At 59.6% G+C, this 20,376-nt stretch carries 9 protein-coding genes; 6 read left to right on the top strand and 3 right to left on the bottom strand.

What is annotated here, in order from left to right:
• Together fepG and WH279_RS13475 are read left to right on the top strand one after the other, a co-directional pair.
• Entirely contained in the window at nucleotides 1-1,035 is a 1,035-nt protein-coding gene (gene fepG / locus WH279_RS13470; protein WP_339457197.1) for an iron-enterobactin ABC transporter permease, read from the top strand.
• A gap of 2 nt (nucleotides 1,036-1,037) precedes the next feature.
• Nucleotides 1,038-1,859 (top strand): ABC transporter ATP-binding protein, encoded by an 822-nt coding sequence (locus tag WH279_RS13475; RefSeq protein ID WP_339457199.1) that lies wholly within the window; start codon nucleotides 1,038-1,040, stop codon nucleotides 1,857-1,859.
• A gap of 423 nt (nucleotides 1,860-2,282) precedes the next feature.
• On the opposite strand, the gene WH279_RS13480 is transcribed toward WH279_RS13475, so the two are convergent.
• The 3 genes from WH279_RS13480 to fes form a co-directional block, all read right to left on the bottom strand.
• Nucleotides 2,283-10,826, bottom strand: coding sequence for an amino acid adenylation domain-containing protein (locus WH279_RS13480; RefSeq protein ID WP_339457201.1), 8,544 nt, complete (start codon nucleotides 10,824-10,826; stop codon nucleotides 2,283-2,285).
• 74 nt (nucleotides 10,827-10,900) lie between these two features.
• Nucleotides 10,901-11,113, bottom strand: coding sequence for an MbtH family protein (locus WH279_RS13485; protein ID WP_133843085.1), 213 nt, complete (start codon nucleotides 11,111-11,113; stop codon nucleotides 10,901-10,903).
• A 1-nt stretch (nucleotide 11,114) separates the two neighbouring features.
• Entirely contained in the window at nucleotides 11,115-12,437 is a 1,323-nt protein-coding gene (gene fes / locus WH279_RS13490) for an enterochelin esterase (RefSeq protein WP_339458693.1), read from the bottom strand.
• A gap of 334 nt (nucleotides 12,438-12,771) precedes the next feature.
• On the opposite strand from fes, the gene WH279_RS13495 reads away from it, so the two are divergent.
• From WH279_RS13495 to WH279_RS13510, 4 genes are all read left to right on the top strand, one after another.
• Entirely contained in the window at nucleotides 12,772-14,961 is a 2,190-nt protein-coding gene (locus tag WH279_RS13495; RefSeq protein WP_339457206.1) for a TonB-dependent siderophore receptor, read from the top strand.
• Nucleotides 14,962-15,467: 506 nt separating this feature from the next.
• Nucleotides 15,468-17,654 carry a TonB-dependent siderophore receptor gene (locus WH279_RS13500; protein ID WP_445235220.1) on the top strand — a complete coding sequence of 729 codons (2,187 nt, stop codon included), beginning with the start codon at nucleotides 15,468-15,470 and terminating at the stop codon, nucleotides 17,652-17,654.
• A gap of 133 nt (nucleotides 17,655-17,787) precedes the next feature.
• Complete coding sequence (locus WH279_RS13505; RefSeq protein ID WP_339457210.1) at nucleotides 17,788-18,426, top strand: DUF998 domain-containing protein; 639 nt, start codon at nucleotides 17,788-17,790, stop codon at nucleotides 18,424-18,426.
• Nucleotides 18,423-20,369 carry a sigma-54-dependent Fis family transcriptional regulator gene (locus WH279_RS13510; protein WP_339457211.1) on the top strand — a complete coding sequence of 649 codons (1,947 nt, stop codon included), beginning with the start codon at nucleotides 18,423-18,425 and terminating at the stop codon, nucleotides 20,367-20,369. Before WH279_RS13505 ends, WH279_RS13510 begins: the two co-directional genes overlap by 4 nt.
• Nucleotides 20,370-20,376: the final 7 nt, after the last annotated feature.

Genomic DNA, 20,376 nt, shown 5'->3' on the forward strand with positions numbered 1-20,376 from the left:
ATGCACAGTAAAACCTTACTGATCGGCCGTGCTGACGGCTGGCTCAATCTGCGCCTGGCGTCCCGGGTACTGTGGGCGAACCTGACGCTGATCGTTCTCGCTGCGCTGCTGGCGCTTTTTGCGCTGTGCTACGGCACGCTGAGCATCACTCCGGGGCAGGTGTGGCAGGCGTTGCAGGGGGAAGGGCCGCGCGGATTTATGACCGTTATCGCTCAGTGGCGTGCACCGCGTGCGGTGATGGCGCTGGTGCTGGGGGCGGGCCTTGGCGTCAGCGGGGCGATCTTCCAGTCGGCGATCCGCAACCCGCTCGGCAGCCCGGATGTGGTGGGTTTTAATACCGGGGCGTTTACCGGGGCGCTGGTGATGATTATCGGTTTTGGCGGCACCTACTATCAGATTGCCGCCGGAGCGCTGGTGGGCGGTATTGGCTCAGCGGCGCTGGTTTATCTGCTGGCATGGCGCCAGGGGATTGTGGGTTTCCGGCTGATTATTGTCGGGATTGGCGTGGGCGCGGTGTTGTCGGCGCTCAATACCTGGCTGATTGTCAGCGCCTCGCTGGAGAGTGCCATGAGTGCGGCGCTGTGGGGAGCGGGATCGCTTAACGGCATCACCTGGGCGAAAGGGCAGCCTGCGCTGCTGCTGGTGCCGCTGACCATTGCGGTGTCGCTGCTGCTCAGCCGCCGTTTGCAGCTGATGGAAATGGGCGACGACAGTGCGCGGGCGCTGGGGGTGAATGCTGAGTCCAGCCGTCTGTGGCTGATGCTGTGCGGCATTATTCTCACGGCAATTGCCACCGCCAGCGCCGGGCCGATTGCCTTTATTGCACTGGCCGCGCCGCAGATAGCCCGCCGCCTGACCGGTGCCAGTGCGATGCCGCTTTTTTCCGCCGCCACCACCGGGGCGCTGCTGTTGCTGACGGCCGATGTCATCGCTCAGCATGCGTTTAACGGGATACAACTGCCGGTGGGGGCTGTTACCGTCAGCATCGGTGGTGTTTATCTCATCTGGTTACTTATCAGGGAGTCACGACGTTAATCATGGATACTTCTTTATCCCCCCGTCTTCAGGCCGCTGGCGTGACGCTGGCCTATGATCAAAAAGTGATCGCCAGTGAGCTTAGCGTGCAGATCCCCGACTGCCAGTTTACGGTGATTATTGGCCCTAACGCCTGCGGTAAGTCAACGCTGTTACGCGCCCTGTGTCGCCTGCTGAAACCGCGTAGCGGCCAGGTGCTGCTCGATGGTCATGATATTCATCAGATGGGCACCAAAGCGCTGGCCCGTCAGTTGGGTCTGTTGCCACAGCATGCGATTGTCCCGGAGGGGATCAGCGTGGCCGATCTGGTGGCACGTGGCCGCTATCCGCATCAGAGCTTACTGAAGCAGTGGAGCGAAGCCGATCGTGAGGCGGTGGCGGCGGCAATGCAGGCCACCAATGTTAGTGAACTGGCCGCGCGCAGTGTGGATGAACTGTCCGGCGGCCAGCGCCAGCGCGTGTGGGTGGCGATGGTGCTGGCGCAGCAGACGCCGCTGCTGTTGCTGGATGAGCCGACCACCTGGCTGGATATCGCTCACCAGATTGAGCTGCTGGATCTGTTCCGTCAGTTAAATCAGGAGCACGGGCATACGCTGGTGGCGGTGCTGCATGACCTGAATCAGGCCTGTCGCTACGCCGACCACTTAATCGTGATGAAGGAAGGGCAGATTATCGCCCAGGGTAAACCCGCTGAGATTGTGGATGCACATCTGGTGCGGCAGGTGTTTGGCATGAGTAGCGTGGTGATTGACGATCCGGTGTCACATACGCCGATGATCGTGCCGTGCGGGCGTTATCATCAGCCCCCACAGGTATCGCTGTAGGAACGAGGCACGCCTCGCCGGGTGTGGAATAACAAGGGTCGGGCATGCCCGACCCCTACGGGTATTGTTCCAGGGGCGAGGCACGCCTCGTCCAGTGCGGAATAACAGGGTTCGTTGTAGGGGCGAGGCACGCCTCGCCCGGTGCGGAATAACAAGGGTCGGGCATGCCCGACCCCTACGGGTATCGTTCCAGGGTCGAGGCACGCCTCGTCCAGTGCGGAATAACAGGGTTTGTTGTAGGGGCGAGGCACGCCTCGTCCAGTGCGGAATAACAGGGTTCGTTGTAGGGGCGAGGCACGCCTCGTCCAGTGCGGAATAACAGGGTTTGTTGTAGGGGCGAGGCACGCCTCGTCCAGTGCGGAATAACAGGGTTCGTTCCAGGGGCGAGGCACGCCTCGCCCGCTGCGGGCAGGTCGCCCTTCTTTACGCCAGGTCCGGGCACGCCTCCATCAGTCCAGCCAGTAATGGCCCCAGCGTCACCAGCGTTTCCGGTGACAGGATATCCATATGCTCGCAGGTCAGTTCGTGGATCTGCACTTGCTGAAGATAAGGCGCCCAGCTGTCTTTCACATCCATTCCTTCGGGCAGGGTGTTTTTCGCCACAAACAACGTGGCCTGCCCGTCAAAGCGGGGTGTCGTGGCGGTACTCAGGCGCTCAACCGCATCGGCATAGTTGGCGACGATGGTGCTGAACATTTCTGCCTTTTCTGCCAGTAACAGCGCATCATCCTCATCGGTTGCCGCCATAAACTCGGCCTCTTCACGCGCCACTTCGGCACGCGCATCCTCTTCCGACGGGCTGGTCCAGTCCTGGCCTTCCGGCGGATAGGTATCCAGCAGCCCGAGGAAGTTCACCTGTTCTCCCTGCTGTTGCAAACGTGCCGCAATGCCGTGGGCGAGGGTGCCGCCCAGCGAGTAGCCCAGTAAGTGATACGGACCCTGTGGCTGAATGCTGCGCAGCGTCGCCAGATGGCGTTCGCACATCTCATCCACACTTGCGCAGCGGGCAATCACGCCGTTCGGGCGTGGCGATTGCAGGCCAACAATCGGGAAGTTGCCCCCGAGATGGCGCATCATGCCGGAGTACTGCCAGGCAAAACCGGAAGCCGGGTGAATACAGAACAGCACCGGCCCTGTACCGCTGCGGAACGGCAGGCTTTCGCCGTTGGCACGGTTGTCCGCGTTCACGCCACGCGCACTGTCATCCAGCAGGCGTGCCATGTTTTCCACACTACGTGCGGCCATGATCTGCCCGATAGAGAGCGGTTGTGGCAGACGACGGCGCAGTTCGGCGGCCAGGCGCATCGCCAGCAGCGAGTGCCCCCCCAGCGCGAAGAAGTCATCATCGGCATAGACCGTGTCGCGCGCCAGCAGGCTGGAGAACAAGGTCACCAGCAGATGCTCATGCAGGCCCTGTGGTGGACGGCCTCCCGACTGCGGTGCCTGCGGCAAGGGCAGGGACTTACGGTCCAGCTTGCCGTTAGCGCTGAGCGGGAAGTGGTCCGTCAGCACATAGCTGACGGGCAACATATGCGCCGGTAAGCGCTGTGCCACTTGCTGATGCACAACGGCGGTATCCAGTGTGACACCGGGCTGTGCGATCAGCCACGCCACCAGCTGACGCGCATCGGCACCCACGGATGCCACACTGCCCAGTTCACGGGCGGCCACAACGGTCTGTGCCACGCCATCAACGGTTAACAATGCCTGTTCAATTTCGCCCAGCTCAATACGCTGCCCACGAATTTTCAGCTGATCGTCACTGCGTCCCAGATACTCAACGGCCCCGTTCTCCAGCCAGCGGGCAATATCCCCGGTACGGTACATCCGTTCACCGTCGGCAAACGGGTCGGCGACGAAGCGTTGCGACGTCAGGTCGGCGCGATACAGATAGCCGTCTGCCAGCTGCACGCCGCACAGGTAGAGATCGCCCGCCACGCCGAGCGGCACCGGGCGCAGCAGCCCGTCAAGGATGCGCAGTTCCGTGTTCCACACCGGGTAACCAATCGGCACGCCTGCGCCGCTGCATTGCCGCAAGCTTTCGCCGCTGGCCGGATGGTATGTGACATCAACGGCGGCTTCGGTTGGGCCATAGAGGTTGTGCAGCGGTGCCGCGATCAGCGCCTCATAGCTGGCGGCCAGATCGCAGGAGAGGGCTTCACCGCTACAGAACACGCGTTGCAGGCTGTGGCACCCTTTGTCGCTGCCGTCACGGCTTTCCAGCGCGGTGACCCACGCGGCGAGCATCGAAGGCACAAAGTGCATTGTCGTCACGGAATAATCTTCAATCAGCTGTACCAGCGCATCCGGATCGCGATGGGCTTCCGGCGGTGCCATCAGTAACTGAGCACCGACCATCAGCGGCCAGAAGAACTCCCACACGGAGACGTCGAAACTGCACGGTGTTTTCTGCAACACCACGTCATTCGCCTCCATCGGGTATTCATCCTGCATCCACCACAGGCGGTTAACAATCGCCTGCTGACCGACCACCACGCCTTTCGGGCGCCCGGTCGATCCGGAGGTATACAGCACATACGCCGGACGCTGTGGATCTGCGGCAGGCAACGGATGCGTCGGCTGACGCTGTTCGTCTTCCAGCCGATCAAAGGCCAGAATCGGCCCCATTACTGCAAAGCGTGCGGCTAAGGTGCTTTCGCTGATAATCAGGCGTGGACGGGCATCGTCCACCATCAGCGCCAGACGATCGTCCGGGTAACCGGTATCCAGCGGCAGCCAGGCGGCACCGGCCTGAAGAATGGCGGTCAGTGCCAGGCTCAGGCGTACCGAACGCGGCAGGGCAACGGCAACGATATCACCCGGTTGTACCCCGGCCTCAATCAGGCGATCGGCCAGCAGGCGTGCCTGTTGCTGCATCTGGCGATAGGTCAGACGATGCTCGCTGTCCAGCAGGGCCAGCGCGTCTGGCGTGCGGTTGACCTGCTGCTCAATGGCCCCTTGCAGCGTGCCTGCGGCCACCGGGTAAGCGGTGTTATTGATGCTGGCAATCAGCGCCTGCTCGTCAGGGGTTTGCAACTGCCAGCGTGCCAGCGGCAGGTCGGGCTGCGCCACCAGTTGGTCAATCAGCATCAGCAGGCGCTCAGCAAAACGTTGCGGATGTGGCACCGCATCGCGGTACTCCATCAGCAGGTGCAGACGCTCACCCGGCAGCACCAGCAGGGTAAGCGGATAGTGGGTGTAACCCCGGTTGCTGATATGGTCGCAGCGCAGGCCATTGTGGCCCTGCAACAGGTCGGCGTTGTCCGGGTAGTTTTCCACCACCAGCAGAGTGTCAAACAGCGTACCGCTGCCGGCCAGCTGTTGGATCTCACCCAGGCCGAGATCGTCATGTTCGATCAGCTGGATCTGCTGAGCCTGGTGATCGGCCAGCTGATCGAGTAGCGGACGCTGGCTGTCGAAACGCACGCGCACAGGCAGGGTGTTACTGAACAGGCCAACGTGCTGCTCCTGGCCGTCAATCTGGCCGAAGCGACCGGAAACCGGTGAACCAAACACCACGTCCTGGTGGCCGCTTTCAATCGCCAGCTGCATTCCCCAGATGCCCTGCATCACGCTGTTCAGCGTCAGGCCCCGGCTGCGGCACAGTGCCAGCAGGCCGCGTTCCAGATCGGGTTCCAGTACCAGATCCAGGTCGTGCACCGGACCGTTATGGGGATCGTCACCAAACAGCAGCGTGGGACGCACATCCTGCAACACCTGCTGCCACAGCTGGCGGGAGGCGTTGGCATCACGCGAGGTTAACTGACGCACGATATCCGTGTAGCTGAAGCGATGCGGCGTCAGGGCCTGCGGGCCGTGGTACAGCGCGGTAAACAGATCGCCTAAGATCACCGGCGTTGACCAGCCATCCACCACCAGGTGATGGGCGTTCAGCATCAGTGTAAAGCGGTCACTGTCAGCATGCTGCACCAGCAGTGCATGCAGCATGACCGGCTGGCTGAACAGATCCCGTGCCAGCTCGCGTTTCTCCAGCGCCAGTAGCGCCTCGGTTTCTTCAGCCACTGACAGGGCAGGGAGCACGTGGCGATCCAGCGTCCAGAGCGAGGATTCCAGCGGCAGAACCGGGATCAGTTGTAACGGCTGTAGTGTCTGCTCACTGTCAAAGCGGGCCGCCAGCTGCGGATGGTGACGAACTACCGCATCCAGTGCGGCACGCAGGCGATTCTCATCCAGCGCACCGCTAAAGCTCAGGCGCGTCAGTGAGTTATAGCTGCCGCTGCTGTCGGCGGTGGCGGCATGGAACAGCAACCCTTTTTGCAGCGGTAGCAGCGGCAGAACAGCGGCCAGCGGGCCATGACGCTCACCCAGCTGAACGACATCCTGCTGGCTGACGCCGTCAATGGCGACCTCGGCGGCCACTAAGGTATCTGCCGCTTCCTGCGGATGACGACGGGCGAAATCACTCAGCGCATCGCAGGCACCGGCCAGCGCCAGGTGCAGGGCATCAATATCCTGCTCGCTGAATACCCCGTTCAGCCAGCCCCAGTTAACCGCCAACTGCGGCAGCGCGCCGGTTTCATCCACGAAGATATTAATTTCCAGGCTGTGCAGCTGCGGCATGTCAGGTGACTGATGTACCGCAAAGGCATCGCGGAAATGTTTACGCGTCCGCTGTGGCGTCCACAGGCCCTCTGCGGCACTGAAGCGCCCGAGGTAGTTAAACAGCACTTCCGGCGCATGCTGCTGTGCCAGCGGCTGTAACTGGGGGGATCGCACCGCATCGAGATAGCGCAGCTGGCCGTAGCCAACGCCACGATCCGGCACGGCACGCAGCACGCTTTTGACCGCGCGCAGGGCATCTCGCAGGCTGCCGCTATCGCCTTCATCCAGCGTGACCAGCAACGGATATTCGGCGGTCAGCCAGCCGACGGTGCGGGCCAAATCATGGTCACCTGCCAGTTCGGCGCGACCATGCGATTCCAGGGTGTAGCGCAGCTGGCTGACCTTAAAGCGGTCGATCAGCGCCAGTGACAGTGCGCACAGCAGCGTCTCTTCCACGCTGGCACGATACTGCTGCGGCAGCGTGGTCAGCAGCGCCTGGGTTTGCGCACCGTCAAGCAGCGTACGCTTCTCTTTCAGTTCGCTGTGGGTATCCTGCGGATGCAGCGCCCGCTGGCCGAGCAGCGGCACCGGATGCTGCAACATGCTCTGCCAGAAAGGCAGCTCAGCGGCACGACGGGAGACATTGCTTAACAGCGCAGCGGACCAGTCATGCAGTGATGTCTCTTCCGGCGGCAGGGTCAGCGGGGTGCCGCTGATGGCGGCCTCCGCTGTCTGACGCAGTTCTTCCAGCAGAACACGCCAGGACACACCGTCCACCACCAGGTGATGGATCACCAGCACCAGACCAAAGGTCCGCTCGTTCTGCTGGAGCAGCGCGGCCTGCATCATCACGCCGTTCTCCGGGTCGAGGCGGGTGACGGCGGCGTCGAAGGCATCTTCTGCGCAGGCTTCCGGGGCATCATGCAGCGGCTGGGCGGTGACCCAGCGGGTAAATCCGGCAGGGCGAGGTTCACCCACCACCAGCTGCCCGTCACGGGTAAAGGCGGCCAGCGCCGGGTGCGCGTAGCTCAGCGTGGTCAGTGCCTGCTCAAGGTGAGCACGCTGCAATGTCTCAGGGACCTGCAGGAACACGCCGTGCGCAAAGCGCTGATTAATGCCGCCATGTTCGTTAAACCATTGCAGGATGGGTAAGCCGCTGATGGCACCGTGCTGCGCCACGTGATTGACGGAGGTGCGGGTGGCCAGCAGAGGCATATTTTGTGCCATACGTGCCGGGGTACGCTGGGCGAAGATATCGCGCGGACGCAGCAGATAACCCGCACGGCGGGCGGCCGTGCCCAGCCCCATCGCGGAAATACTGTCTCCGCCCAGCGCGAAGAAATCATCGTCAGCGCCAACGCGTTCCATCCCCAGCAGGTCAGCAACGGCCTGGCAGATCAGCGTTTCCTGTTCGCCCTGTGGCTCGCGGCCGGGTTTAAACGCCACCTGCTGCGGCTCAGGCAGGGCCTGGCGGTCAATTTTGCCGTTCACGTTCAGCGGCAGTTCATCCATCACCACCAGGATCGCGGGCACCATGTAGTCGGGCAGGGTAACTGCCAGTTTCGCCAGCAGTTTTGCGGATAACTGATCGTCGGCACGCAGGGCATCGTCATACACCGAGCAGTAGCCGATCAGGCGGTTGGTGGCACCGATAGGCTGAGCAATCACCACTGCGGTGCTGACCTCATCCAGCGCCACCAGCGCATTTTCCACTTCGCCCAGCTCAATACGGAAGCCACGCACCTTGATCTGGTGATCAACGCGGCCGATAAAGGCCAGCTGACCATCGCTGCGCCAGCGCATCAGATCGCCGCTGCGGTACATCACTTCCCCCTCCAGGAACGGGTTAGCGACAAAACGGGCAGCGGTCAGGTCCGGGCGACGCAGGTAGCCACGGGCAATCCCGGTACCGGAAATGTACAGCTCGCCCACGCAGCCCACCGGAACCGGACGCAGTTTGCTGTCCAGCAGCCACACCTGGGTGTTACCGACCGGGCGGCCAATCACCGGCTGATCAGAGACCATCACGCTGGCACCCAGGGTATCGATGGTGTACTCAGACGGACCGTAATAGTTATGGAGCTCCAGTTCCGGGTGCTGCTGCATCAGTTTCCACAGCGTTGGCGTCGCCGCCTCACCGCCGATCATCACGAACGCCGGACGGTGGCTTTCCGGCTCAAACAGCCCGGCATCAATCATCTGTGAGAAGAAAGAAGGGGTGATATCCAGCAGGTCAACCGGCACCTGTTTCATCTTCTGCAACAGCGCCCAGGCATCGCGCCGTAGCTCTTCGTCGAAGATATTCAGCTCGCAGCCCATCATCATGCAGAACAGCGGTTCCCATGAGGAGTCGAAGGAGAAAGAGGCGGTGTGGCCGGTACGCATACGGCGCGGCTGGCTGCGATGGAAGCGCTCAATCGCCGGGCCGAACAGGTTAGCCTGATGGGAAAGGAACAGGTTGAGCAGTCCGGCGTGAGTACTCATCACGCCTTTCGGGCGCCCGGTGGAACCGGAGGTGTAGATCATATACGCCAGGTGTTCGCCACGCTGAGCAACACGGCGCTCGCTGTCGCTCACCGGGGTGGCAGCATGCGCATCACAGACGGCACGCACGGCAGCATCATCAATACAGAGGTACTCACCGTCCGGCATCTGGGCCACGGTGCTGCTGTGCGTCAGCAGCAACTGCGGTTGTGCGTCATCGCACATCAGCGCCAGACGCTCACGCGGGTAGTCGAGATCCAGCGGCATATAGGCGGCACCGCTGGCCAGCACACCGAAGATCGCCACCAGCGAATCAACGGAGCGCGGAATACCAATGGCTACCACGTCTTCGGCACCCAGGCCACGCGCGATCAGCTCGCGAGCCAGCTGCATGGCACGGGCAGAAAGCTGGCCGTAGGTCAGGCTGATATCGCCGCACGCCACGGCGATCGCATCCGGCTGCGCGTCCACCTGGCGTTGTAACATCGCCAGAATCGACACCACACCTTCTGGCGGCGTGACGCTGATCCCCTGGGACCAGCGGGCAATCTGCTGCTGCTCATCGTCGGCAATCAGCGCCAGGCTGGACAAGGCGCGCTGCGGCTGCTGCGCCAGCTGGGCGGCCAGGAACGCAATGCGTTCACCGTGCCAGGCCAGCGTTTGCGCATCATATTTCCCGGCGTTGGCGACCAGCGTGACCTGCAACTGGCCGCGCTGGAAGCCGATTTCGAACTCCAGATCGTCGACCGGGCCCATCGCCAGGGTGTGGCTGATGGCATCAATGCCGTCAAAGGTCAGGCTGTCGTGATAGACCTTCAGGTTGATCACCGGGCCATACAGCGACTGGCTGCTGCCGACCAGACCAAGGTCACGGCGCAGTTGTTCTGCCTCGTAACGTTGATGGCGGCGAACCTGTTTAATCTCGCTCTGTAAGGCCCGGCTGATATCGGCCAGCGTCATGCTGTCTTCAATATCCAGCAGCAGTGGCAGAACGTTGACCACCGGACCGGTGGCGGCCAGCGCGGCGGAACCCATGCGGCGCATAAACGGAAAACCAATGCTCAGGCGGGATTCACCGCTGATGCGCGCCAGATAGGCGACCAGCAGGGCGCTGGCAATTTCAGCCGGGGCGTTCTCCTGCAAACCGGGCTGATGGGTCAGCGCTGCCAGCAGCGCCGGGGGCAGGATCACCTGTTGTTTTAACGGTGCGCCGTGGGCGCTGGCGGTAAAGGTTTCGCTGGAGAGTGAAATTGCCGTCGGGAAGTGTTCTGCATGCTGTTGCCAGAACAGGGCGGCACGTTCACAGGCGGGTGAATGCTGCCAGGCCTGATACTCAGCGACCACTTCGCCAAAGGAGATAAACGGCGATGCCGCCGGTGTTTCACCCGCACGCAACGCCTGATAGATCGCTGCCACGCGGCGTGTCAGGGCCTCAAAGCTGAAGCCGTCGAGCATCAGATGGTGGTAGCGCTGATACCAGAACCAGCGATCGTCACTCACGCGGATCATCAGCTGGCGGTACAGCGGGCGCTCACCGTCTGCGGGCAGATCGGCGGCCAGATCGGCCTGCATCAGGTCGTGCGCGGCCTGCACCGCATCGCTGCGTGGGCTGAAATCAACCCATTCAACAGGCTGTACCTGTTCTGGGGTACGCGTACGCGGGAGGCGCTGCACGGCGCTGCCGTCATCAGAGAGGCCAAAGGTGGCCTGCACGGTATCGGCTTCGGACATCGCCTGGCGGATCGCCCTATCCAGCATCGGACGGTCAATATCGCCATGCAGTTCACTGTAGTGGGCAACGGCAAAGGTGTTTCTTGCGCTGGCGATCTGATCGGCAATCCAGATCCCTGGCTGCGCCGCAACCAGCGGATATTCGGTAAATTCGGCCTGTATTTCAGGCGTGATCTGAGCTTCTGACACGGTGGCAATTCCTGTCGTAAGAGGTAAAAACTGATCCCGTAGGGGCGACCTTTTTTCCGGTCGACCCGGGCTGGCTAACCTGCCGTTTTCAGCACGGCGGGGCGCATGTCGTGCCAGTTTTCTTCGATGTAACGAATGCATTCGGCGCGGGTATCCGGGCCGCTCACGGCCTTCCAGCCAGCAGGAACGTCGGAAAACGCTGGCCACAGGCTGTATTGCTGGCGTGCATTGAGCAGCACCAGGAAGTCGAGGGTTTCATCGTCGAAGGGATTTTGTTGTTCGGTCATGTTAATTACCTGTCTTTCCAGAATAGGGAGGTGTAATAAAGTCGGCGAGTAGCCAGCGTAAGCCGTCCAGCAGCCCGCCGCGCCAGCACAGGGCATCATGCCCGCCGGAGAAAATTCGGAAATTGATGTCATGCCCGCCCGCGAGCAGCGCCTGACGCATCTGTTGGTTAACCCAGGCCATATCGCCTTCGCGATCGCCCGCTTCCTGGAAGATCTTTAAGCGGCTGGCCGGCAGTACACCCTTGATCACCTGCCCGGTCAGCCAGCCCATCTCCTGCTCTCCGGCTTCGGAAAAGTGAGTGACCAGGCGGACGTTTGGCCACCAGAAGGAGCCAGACTGGCTGAGGATGCGGCCAAAGCGCCCGGGCCAGTGCAGCCCGGCATACATCGCCGCCAGGCCGCCGTAACTTTGCCCGGCGACCACGGTACGGTCGGCCTCTTCACTGAATTCCACACGGCTGCGCGCCAGCGGCAGCAATTCCTGCTGCACCGCCTGCCAGAATTCAGCATTGCAGGGCAGCTCTTTTTCGCGCCAGTCACCGTTAATCACATCAATAAACAGCCAGCAGGCGGCGGGCAGATGGCCGCTGTCGGTTTCGGCATGCAGCGCGGAATAGAGCGGTTGTCCGTCTGCCCAGTTCTGTCCATCCAGCAAAATCACCAGCGGGCGCAGCTCTGGGGTCGCTGTACTGCCCGTGGTATAGAGCCAGATACGGCGCTGATTCCCCAGCAGGGTGCTGTCCCAGGTAAACTGTTGCAGCTGGTGGCTATCGGGTTGTATCGGCTGCCCGCTGTCCAGCGCGTGCCACGCAGACTGGTCCGGCGCCGCGGGCATATGCGCGGCCGACAGCGCGTGCCCGCGGCTGTTGAGGTGGGCACAGCTGCGATTTAACGGGTCGGCAATCGCCAGCGGGAACAGGGATATCCACCATTCGCGCTGTTGTTTGCGGCGTGTGTCGTCATCGGGGCTGAAAATGGGGGGGAGTTGCTCAGCGTTCACCGGGATCAGGCTGTAACTGCCGCGCCAGTGTTCATCAATCTCCGTTGACCAGTGCCAGACATCGGTGCCCGCCAGGCGTTGCAAACTTTGCGGCTGCGGGCTGTGGTGGTCGGTCACGCAGTTAATATCCACATAAACCTGATGTATCGCAGAGCGGGTTTCGTCACCTGCCGGGTCACGCCAGAAATAGTTCATCCGGACTGTTCCTTCAGCAAAGGCTTCAACCAGTGGCGTGCCATGTTGCGCAATATGCTGCCACCAGCTCTCTTCACCCACGTTATCGGCGGCCAGCAGCTGTGCTGCATGACCTGCGGGCTGACGCATCGGCCATAATGTGTGCCGTGTTGTCACGATAATTTTCCTTAATTTACATTTAATGACTTAAACGGAGGGACTTTAATCTCTCTTACAGTAAATGACGCTAATACAAATAGTATTGAGAATAGTTTGCATTTGCAATAAGATGCGTCGCAACTTTCTTAAGAGCCTATAAGTTGTCTGTAAATAAGGGTTTTCTTAAGAAGGGCAGAAGAATCGACGAAAGTAGTGGCAAACGTGATTCTCACCTTTCACCGCGGCCAATCAGTTCTCCTTAACCATTGGCGGGTTTTAACGGGTTTTTTTTATCAGCAAATCTGTTCAGACGGGATACCAGAACATGTTTAATAAGATTAAAAAACAGGCAATACCAGGCATTGCAGTTCGTTCTGACAAACACACCCTGCGTTTATTACTGGCTTCAGCCCTGCTGATGGCGCCCGCCGTACAGGCAGCCACCGAAGCCGAAAATACGCTGACGGTCACCGCAGACACCCAGGAAAGCGTCACCGCCCCGACTAAAGGGATCGTAGCGAAAGAGAGCGCGTCCGGCACCAAGACCGCCACACCGCTGCGTAAAACCCCGCAATCAATTTCCGTGGTGACACGCGATCAGATGGACGATCAGGATGCTCGCTCAGTGGCTGATGCACTGAGTTACTCCAGTGGCGTGGTAGCAACCTACCGTGGTAACTCGAACCGTAATGATGAAGTGATCAGCCGTGGCTTCCGTTATGCACCCAAATTGCTGGATGGATTACATTTCGGTCTTTCTTCTGAGAATGGCGGGGCGGGGCAACTCGACCCATGGTTGCTTGAGCGTGTTGAAATCGTACATGGCCCGGCATCGGTACTTTATGGCCAGGTGAGCCCTGGTGGGCTGGTTCTGATGACCAGTAAGCGCCCGACAGCAGAAAGTATTCATGAAGTGCAACTCAGCACCGGTAATCGCCACTATGGTGAGGCAGCGGTGGACTTCGGCGGCAAGCTGAACGATGACAATACCTTGTTCTACCGCCTGAACGGCATTGCCAGCACTCAGAATGAGTTTGTGAAAAACAGCAAACAACAGCGTATGGCGATTGCGCCAGCGATCACCTGGCTGCCAAATGAAGACACCAGCTTTACGCTGTTAACCAGCTACCAGAATGACCCGAAAGCGGGTTCGCGTAACTTCTTGCCACGCGCAGGGACGCTCTATTCTACCGCTGCTGGGTATGTTCCTTATGACCTGAACGTCAGCGACTCTGACTTTACTAAGTCAAAGCGTGAACAGACCTCTATCGGTTACAGCCTGGAGCACAGCTTTAATGAAGCGGTATCGTTTACCCAGAACCTGCGTTACAGCCACCGCAATGAAGACTACAAATATCTGGTCTACAACGTGGATGACGGCAACCGGACACTGACGCGTCTGGCGCAGCATGAAACGGCGATGACTAACGAATTCAACGTCGACAATCAGTTGAAAGGGCTATTCGATACCGGTGAAGTGAAGCATACCGTCCTGGGCGGTTTCGATTACCGCTACTCACATATTGATAGCAAACTGTATCGTGACTACGGCAGCAGTTACCCGATGGACTGGAGCAACCCGAGCCGTGTAGAGGTTGATGAAAGTTTGTTGGAGCTGGCTACCCATACCAAGAAATCCCTGAACCAGTACGGTGTGTATGTCCAGGATCAGCTGGAGTGGAATAACTGGAACCTGCTGCTGTCAGGTCGTAATGACTGGTCGCAGGTGAGCAACAAGGACCTCACCGCCGGGGGTTCAGATATCACTTATAATGACAGCGCGTTCACAGGGCGTGCCGGACTGTTGTATGCATTCGATAACGGTATTTCACCATATGTCAGCTACAGCACCTCGTTTGAACCGGTGCTGGAGCAGGCGGCGGCAGGTGCCGATCCGCTGAAACCGACCACCGGCGAACAGACGGAAATCGGGGTGAAATTCCAGCCAGTGGGCGTGAATGCGATGATGACAGTCTCCTGGTTTGATATTAACCAGAAGAACGTCACCTCTTATAACCGTCTGACCAGTGCTTACGAGCAGATTGGTAAGGTCAACTCTCAGGGTATTGAGACAGAACTTCATGTGCAGCCAACGCCGGAAATTAAGCTGACCACCGCTTATACCTATACCGATGTGGTGACCAAGAGCTCAACAGATCCGGATAAAGTCGGTCACAGCCCAAATGCTATCCCGCGTCATGCTGCTTCAGCCTGGGGGAGTTACAGCATCCTTGATGGTGTGCTGAATGGTTTGACTGTGGGTACCGGCGTTCGTTATGTGGGTAAAGCTCCGGGTGATGATATCGGCGAATACTATGTGCCGCATTACACCCTGTACGATGCGATGGTGAAATATGAACTGGGCCAGGCTGTCCCGACTCTGAAAGGGACCACCTTACAGTTCAACGCGCAGAACCTGACGGATGAGCACTATGTGTCATCTTGTGCGGGTCAGTGGGCATGTTTCTATGGTGCAGGCCGTACGTTTGTTGCTTCTGTTAATTACCGCTGGTAATGGGTAAAGCAGGGCGTTCGTCGCCACTTTGAATTAAAGCGGGGTTCCACAGAGAACCGCGTTCCTGACAAGATCCATTATCATCCTTTAGCCACCCCAGACGGGGTGGCTATTTTTTTGCCTGATCGCTCTCGCCACTGCACGTCCTGCTTTTTTCTGACGCCAGTCTGTTTAGCCGAACTGTCGTAAATCACACTGATTTTTTCTTTAGTTTACATGTTGTTACTTTTCATTGTCCGTGCCAGTTGTTTGTGTAATAAGAAATGCTAATGCAAATGTTATTGAGAGTGATTCACATTTGCATTAGTATGCGTCGGGACTTCATGCGGATGAAGCGTAACTCTGCATTTAGTAAGGTTTTTTTTCATGAATAGAGGGTGCGTTCGGACGTTAATGATCCGTGCCATTCCTGAAGTTAGCTACGGCCAATCAGTAAATCTAATGGGTTGGCGGGCTTTACTGGTTTCTTTCGTAGACAAGGCTGTTTCAGACGAGATAACACAACTATGTTGAAGAAGATAAAACCCCAGGCGCGCCCTGGTGTGGCAGTACACTCTGGAAATACCTCCCTGCGCCTGTTGCTGGCGTCTTCACTGCTGGCGGCGCCGCTGGCGCAGTCCGCCACTGACAACACGCTGACGGTGACGGCGGAGTCCCAGGAGAGCGTGACGGGGCGTAACAGCGGTATTGTGGCGAAAGAGAGCGCTTCAGGCACCAAAACCCCCACCCCGCTGCGCAAAACCCCGCAATCGATTTCGGTGATAACACGCGAGCAGATGGATGACCAGGCGGCAGCATCGGTTTCCGATGCCCTCAGTTATACCAGCGGTGTGGTGACCAACTATCGCGGTAACTCCAACCGTAACGACGAAATTATCAGCCGTGGCTTCCGCTACGCGCCAAAACTGCTGGATGGTCTGCACTTTGGTCTTTCCAGCTCCAGCGGGGGAGCCGGGCAGGTTGCCCCGTGGTTGCTGGAGCGCGTGGAGATGGTCCACGGCCCGGCAGGGGTGTTATACGGCCAGGTCAGCCCGGGTGGCCTGGTGATCATGACCAGCAAGCGCCCGACGGCTGAAGCCGTTCGCGAAGTGCAGCTCAGCACCGGCAATCATCATCTGGGTGAAGCGGCCTTTGATTTTGGCGGTAAGCTGAACGATGACAACACGCTGTTTTATCGTCTGAACGGGATTGCCAGCACCAGACATGAAGAAGTGAAAAACAATAAACAGGAACGCGTGGCAATAGCGCCCGCCATCACCTGGCTGCCGAATGCCGATACCAGCTTTACCCTGTTAACCAGCTACCAGAACGACCCGAAAGCCGGATCGCGTAACTTCCTGCCGATGGTCGGGACGTTGAAAGAAGCCAGCACCGGGTATATCCCGTATGACCTGAATATCAATGACCCTAACTACTATGGTAACAAGCGCGAACAGGCCTCCATTGGCTACGAATTTGACCACAGCTTCAATGAAACGCTGTCGTTTACCCAGAACCTGCGCTATACCCATCGCGATGAAGACTATAAATATATGGTCTACACCACCAGCTCCGACCTCAATGACCACACCATTGAACGTCGCCCGCAACATGAAACGGTGATGACGAACGAATTCGGTGTCGATAACCACCTCAAAGGGCTGTTTGAGACCGGTGATGTCGGCCATACCGTGCTCGGTGGGCTGGATTACCGCTGGAGCCGCGTTGCCAGCACCCTGTCACGCCACACCTCCACCCAGTACCAGCTCGACTGGGCAAATCCTGGGCGTGTTGATGTGAATGAGGATGATTTTACCCCCAGCATTAACACCGTGAAGCAGCTGCATCAGATTGGGGTCTACCTGCAGGATCAGATGGAGTGGAATAACTGGAACCTGGTCCTGTCCGGCCGCAACGACTGGTCGCAAATCCGCACGATTAACCGCCTGAACGGCACCGACGTGAAGAACAATGACAGCGCCTTTACCGGCCGTGCCGGGCTGTTGTACGCCTTCGATAACGGTCTGTCGCCGTACATCAGTTACAGCACCTCGTTTGAACCGAACCTGAGCAATGGCGCACCGGGAACCGATCCGTTTAAGCCGACAACAGGGGAGCAGACCGAAGTGGGGGTGAAATACCAGCCGCCGGGTTCCAATACCGTGATGACCGTGTCGGTGTTTGATATTACTCAGAAAAATATCACCTCCGCGAATACGGTGACCGGTTACAACGAGCAGATCGGTAAGGTTGACTCTAACGGCGTGGAAATGGAAGTGCATTCCCAGCCGTTGCCGGAAGTCAAACTGATGGCGGCTTATACCTATACCGATGCGGTGACTAAAGAGACTTACACTACCGCTCAACGTGGACGTACCCCTGCCAGCATTCCGCGTCATGCGGCCTCGGCCTGGGGCAGCTACAGCTTCCTGAATGGGGCTCTGAGTGGGCTGACCGTAGGCACGGGTGTGCGTTACACCGGTGATGCCCCGGCGGACAGCACCGGAACCAACGAAGTGCCGCACTTCACGCTGTACGATGCGATGGCAAAATATGAACTGGGCGAGGCGGTTTCCAGCCTGAAAGGCACCACGGTTCAACTGAACGTGCAGAACCTGACCGACAAACACTACGTGGCATCCTGTAGCAACAGCGAAGCCTGTTTCTATGGTTCAGGCCGCAATGTGGTGGCGTCGGTGAACTATCGCTGGTAAGCCGCCTCACCTGGCTGATAAGGCGAAACGCCCGCCCGCCAGCAGCGATTTATCACTCTTTACCACCCCAGCCGGGGTGGTTTTTTTTTTGGCGCTCTGTCAGACTGAATGCTGTCAGTAACAGGAGAGAAAAATGTCGCAGTTATCGGGCCGCAGCCGTGCAGGCGCGTGCTGTTTCGCCGCCGGGGGATTGCTGTATCTGCTGGCCGAACGTATCAGCGCGCTGGCCTGGCATCATCCGGCCTATCGCTACAGCCACAACTATATTAGTGATCTCGGCATTCCTGAATGCGGGCCGCAGATTTGCTCACCGCTGCATAACGTCATGAATGCCGGATTTGCGGTGGAAGGCGTGCTGTTTCTGCTGGCTTGCTTACTGTTGCGGCCGCAGCTGTCAGGGGGAATGGGGTGGGCGGCGTTGCTGGCAGGCGGCCTGCATGGCATTGGTGGCGTTATGATCGCGCTATTCCACAGCGGTGGGGAAGCCGATGGGGTGACATTGCATCAGGCAGGTGCGGTGATGGCGATTGGCGGGGGTAATCTGTGCCTGATCGTCACCGGCCTGGCTTTGCGCCGTTGCATGCCAGTGTATGCCGGGTTTAGCCTGCTGCTGGGAATGGTCGGCTTGCTATGTATGGTGCTCATCCCGTATGTGGCGTTGCCGATCGGCATCATTGAGCGTGCGGCGGTGTATCCCATTACCCTCTGGCAGGTGGCGAGCGGATTTTCATTGCTGTTACTGTCTTACCGGTTCAAAAGGAGCGTGTTGTGAATCAGAGCCAGCGTGAACATATTGCCACCGTGCTTGCCTGCACCCGCGAAGATGCCCGGAATCTGGCGCAGCGTCAGTATGACCAGACGATCCGTGACTCCTGGCAACGCTGCGTGGAAAGTCACGGACTTGATCCCAGCCGTATGCAGGCGGCACGCATCCTTCCCTGGCAGGAGCTGCGAGAGCATCGCGAACATCTTGAAGAGTTTCGCCATATTGCCCGGCACGGTTTGAGCCGGTTCTACCAGCAGATTGCCCCGGCCGGCTATGTGGTGTTGCTGACGGATGCCCACGGGGTGACGGTGGACTATCTGGGGGATGACAGCGCTGAAATCAGCCTGCGTCGCGCTGGCCTGTTCCTGGGGGCGCAATGGTCGGAAGCCTGGGCGGGTACCTGTGCGGTTGGCACGGCGCTGGCGACCGGGAAACCGCTGACCGTACATCACAACGACCATTTCGATGCCACGCATATCGCGCTCTCCTGCTCGGCCGTGCCGCTGTTCGATCCGCAGGGGCAGCTTAACGCCATCCTGGATATCTCCGCACTGACCTCGCCGCAGCCGAAATCCGGCCAGCAGCTGGCATTACAGATAGCACGGATGCATGCCCACCAGATTGAAAATGCCTGGTTTGAGCATCGTCACCGTGCCGACTGGGTGCTGAAACTCAGCCCGTCCTCGCCGTTTGTCGAGGTCAGCCCGGATTACCTTATTGCTTTTGATGCCGATGGCCGGGTGATCGGGCATAACCACCGTGCGCAGCGGATGCTGGAGAAAGAGCTGGGCATTGATGCGCCGCTGCCGCACTGCCGCAGCACGCTGCTCGGGATGCCGATTGAACAGCTGTTTAATACTTCGATAGACAGTTTGCCGGACTGGCTGGCCAGCGCCAGCGGCCGTCAGGGCACGCTGGATCGGCTGCACAGCGGTGAGCGGCTGTATGTGACGGCGGTGCAGCCCGCACGCCGCCCGGAGCGCCCGGCGATCACCACGCCCGCCGCACTGCCTGCGCCGCTGGCAGCGCTGACGGGCGGCGATCCGACATTGCAGCAGCAGTTACAGCGTGCCTCGCGCTTACTGAGTGCGCCGCTGCATCTGGTGGTGCAGGGGGAAACGGGCAGCGGCAAAGAGTATTTTGCCCGCGCTTTCCATCAGTCCAGCCAGCGCAGTGGGCAGCCGTTTATTGCGGTGAACTGTGCCGCGATCCCCGCGACCTTGATTGAAAGTGTGCTGTTTGGTCATCTGCCGGGCAGTTTCTCCGGGGCGGGCAGCAAAGCGCGGCGCGGCCTGGTCCAGGAAGCCGACGGCGGCACGCTGTTCCTTGATGAGATCGGCGATATGCCGCTGGAGATGCAGACGCGGTTGCTGCGCGTGCTGGCCGAGCAGGAGGTGCTGCCGGTCGGGGCTTCACGCCCGGTTGCGGTGGATATCCGTGTGATTTCGGCTTCACATCATGTGCTTGAGGAACTGGTGGAGCAGGGTCGTTTCCGCGCCGATCTGTTCTGGCGTTTACAGGGGGCGCGTATCACCCTGCCTGCGCTACGCAACCGTCAGGATCTCGACTGGTTAATCGACAACATGCTGGCGGGCAAAGCCCGACTGTCCGCGGCGGCGCGTCAGTGCCTGCATCAGCATGGCTGGCCGGGTAACCTGCGTGAACTGAGCAATGCGCTGGATTACGCCGTGGCGATGGCCGATGGCGACACGATTGACGCTGGCGATCTGCCTGACGGCATCGGCATTAGCGCACCGCTGACGTTAATTCAGGCGCGTTCGGCAGAGGGACAGGCGCTGCCGGATGAAGGGCAACAGCTGGTGGCGCTGCTGCGTGCTGCACGCTGGAACCACAGCGCCGTGGCACGTCAGCTGGGCATCAGCCGGATGACACTGTACCGCCGGATGCAGCGTTATGGCATTCAGTCGCCCAACACTCAGCCTGCGTAACGGGAAG

It is taken from the genome of Erwinia sp. MYb375 (genome assembly GCF_037479175.1).
GTDB classification, from domain to species: Bacteria; Pseudomonadota; Gammaproteobacteria; order Enterobacterales; family Enterobacteriaceae; genus Erwinia; species Erwinia rhapontici.

Bases quoted from the DNA above. Each gene is read 5' to 3' on its own strand.
- fes (WP_339458693.1), bottom strand. From the start codon at position 12,437: ATGCGTCAGCCCGCAGGTCATGCAGCACAGCTGCTGGCCGCCGATAAC.
- WH279_RS13505 (WP_339457210.1), top strand. From the start codon at position 17,788: ATGTCGCAGTTATCGGGCCGCAGCCGTGCAGGCGCGTGCTGTTTCGCC.
- WH279_RS13495 (WP_339457206.1), top strand. From the start codon at position 12,772: ATGTTTAATAAGATTAAAAAACAGGCAATACCAGGCATTGCAGTTCGT.
- WH279_RS13485 (WP_133843085.1), bottom strand. From the start codon at position 11,113: ATGACCGAACAACAAAATCCCTTCGACGATGAAACCCTCGACTTCCTG.
- fepG (WP_339457197.1), top strand. From the start codon at position 1: ATGCACAGTAAAACCTTACTGATCGGCCGTGCTGACGGCTGGCTCAAT.
- WH279_RS13475 (WP_339457199.1), top strand. From the start codon at position 1,038: ATGGATACTTCTTTATCCCCCCGTCTTCAGGCCGCTGGCGTGACGCTG.
- WH279_RS13500 (WP_445235220.1), top strand. From the start codon at position 15,468: ATGTTGAAGAAGATAAAACCCCAGGCGCGCCCTGGTGTGGCAGTACAC.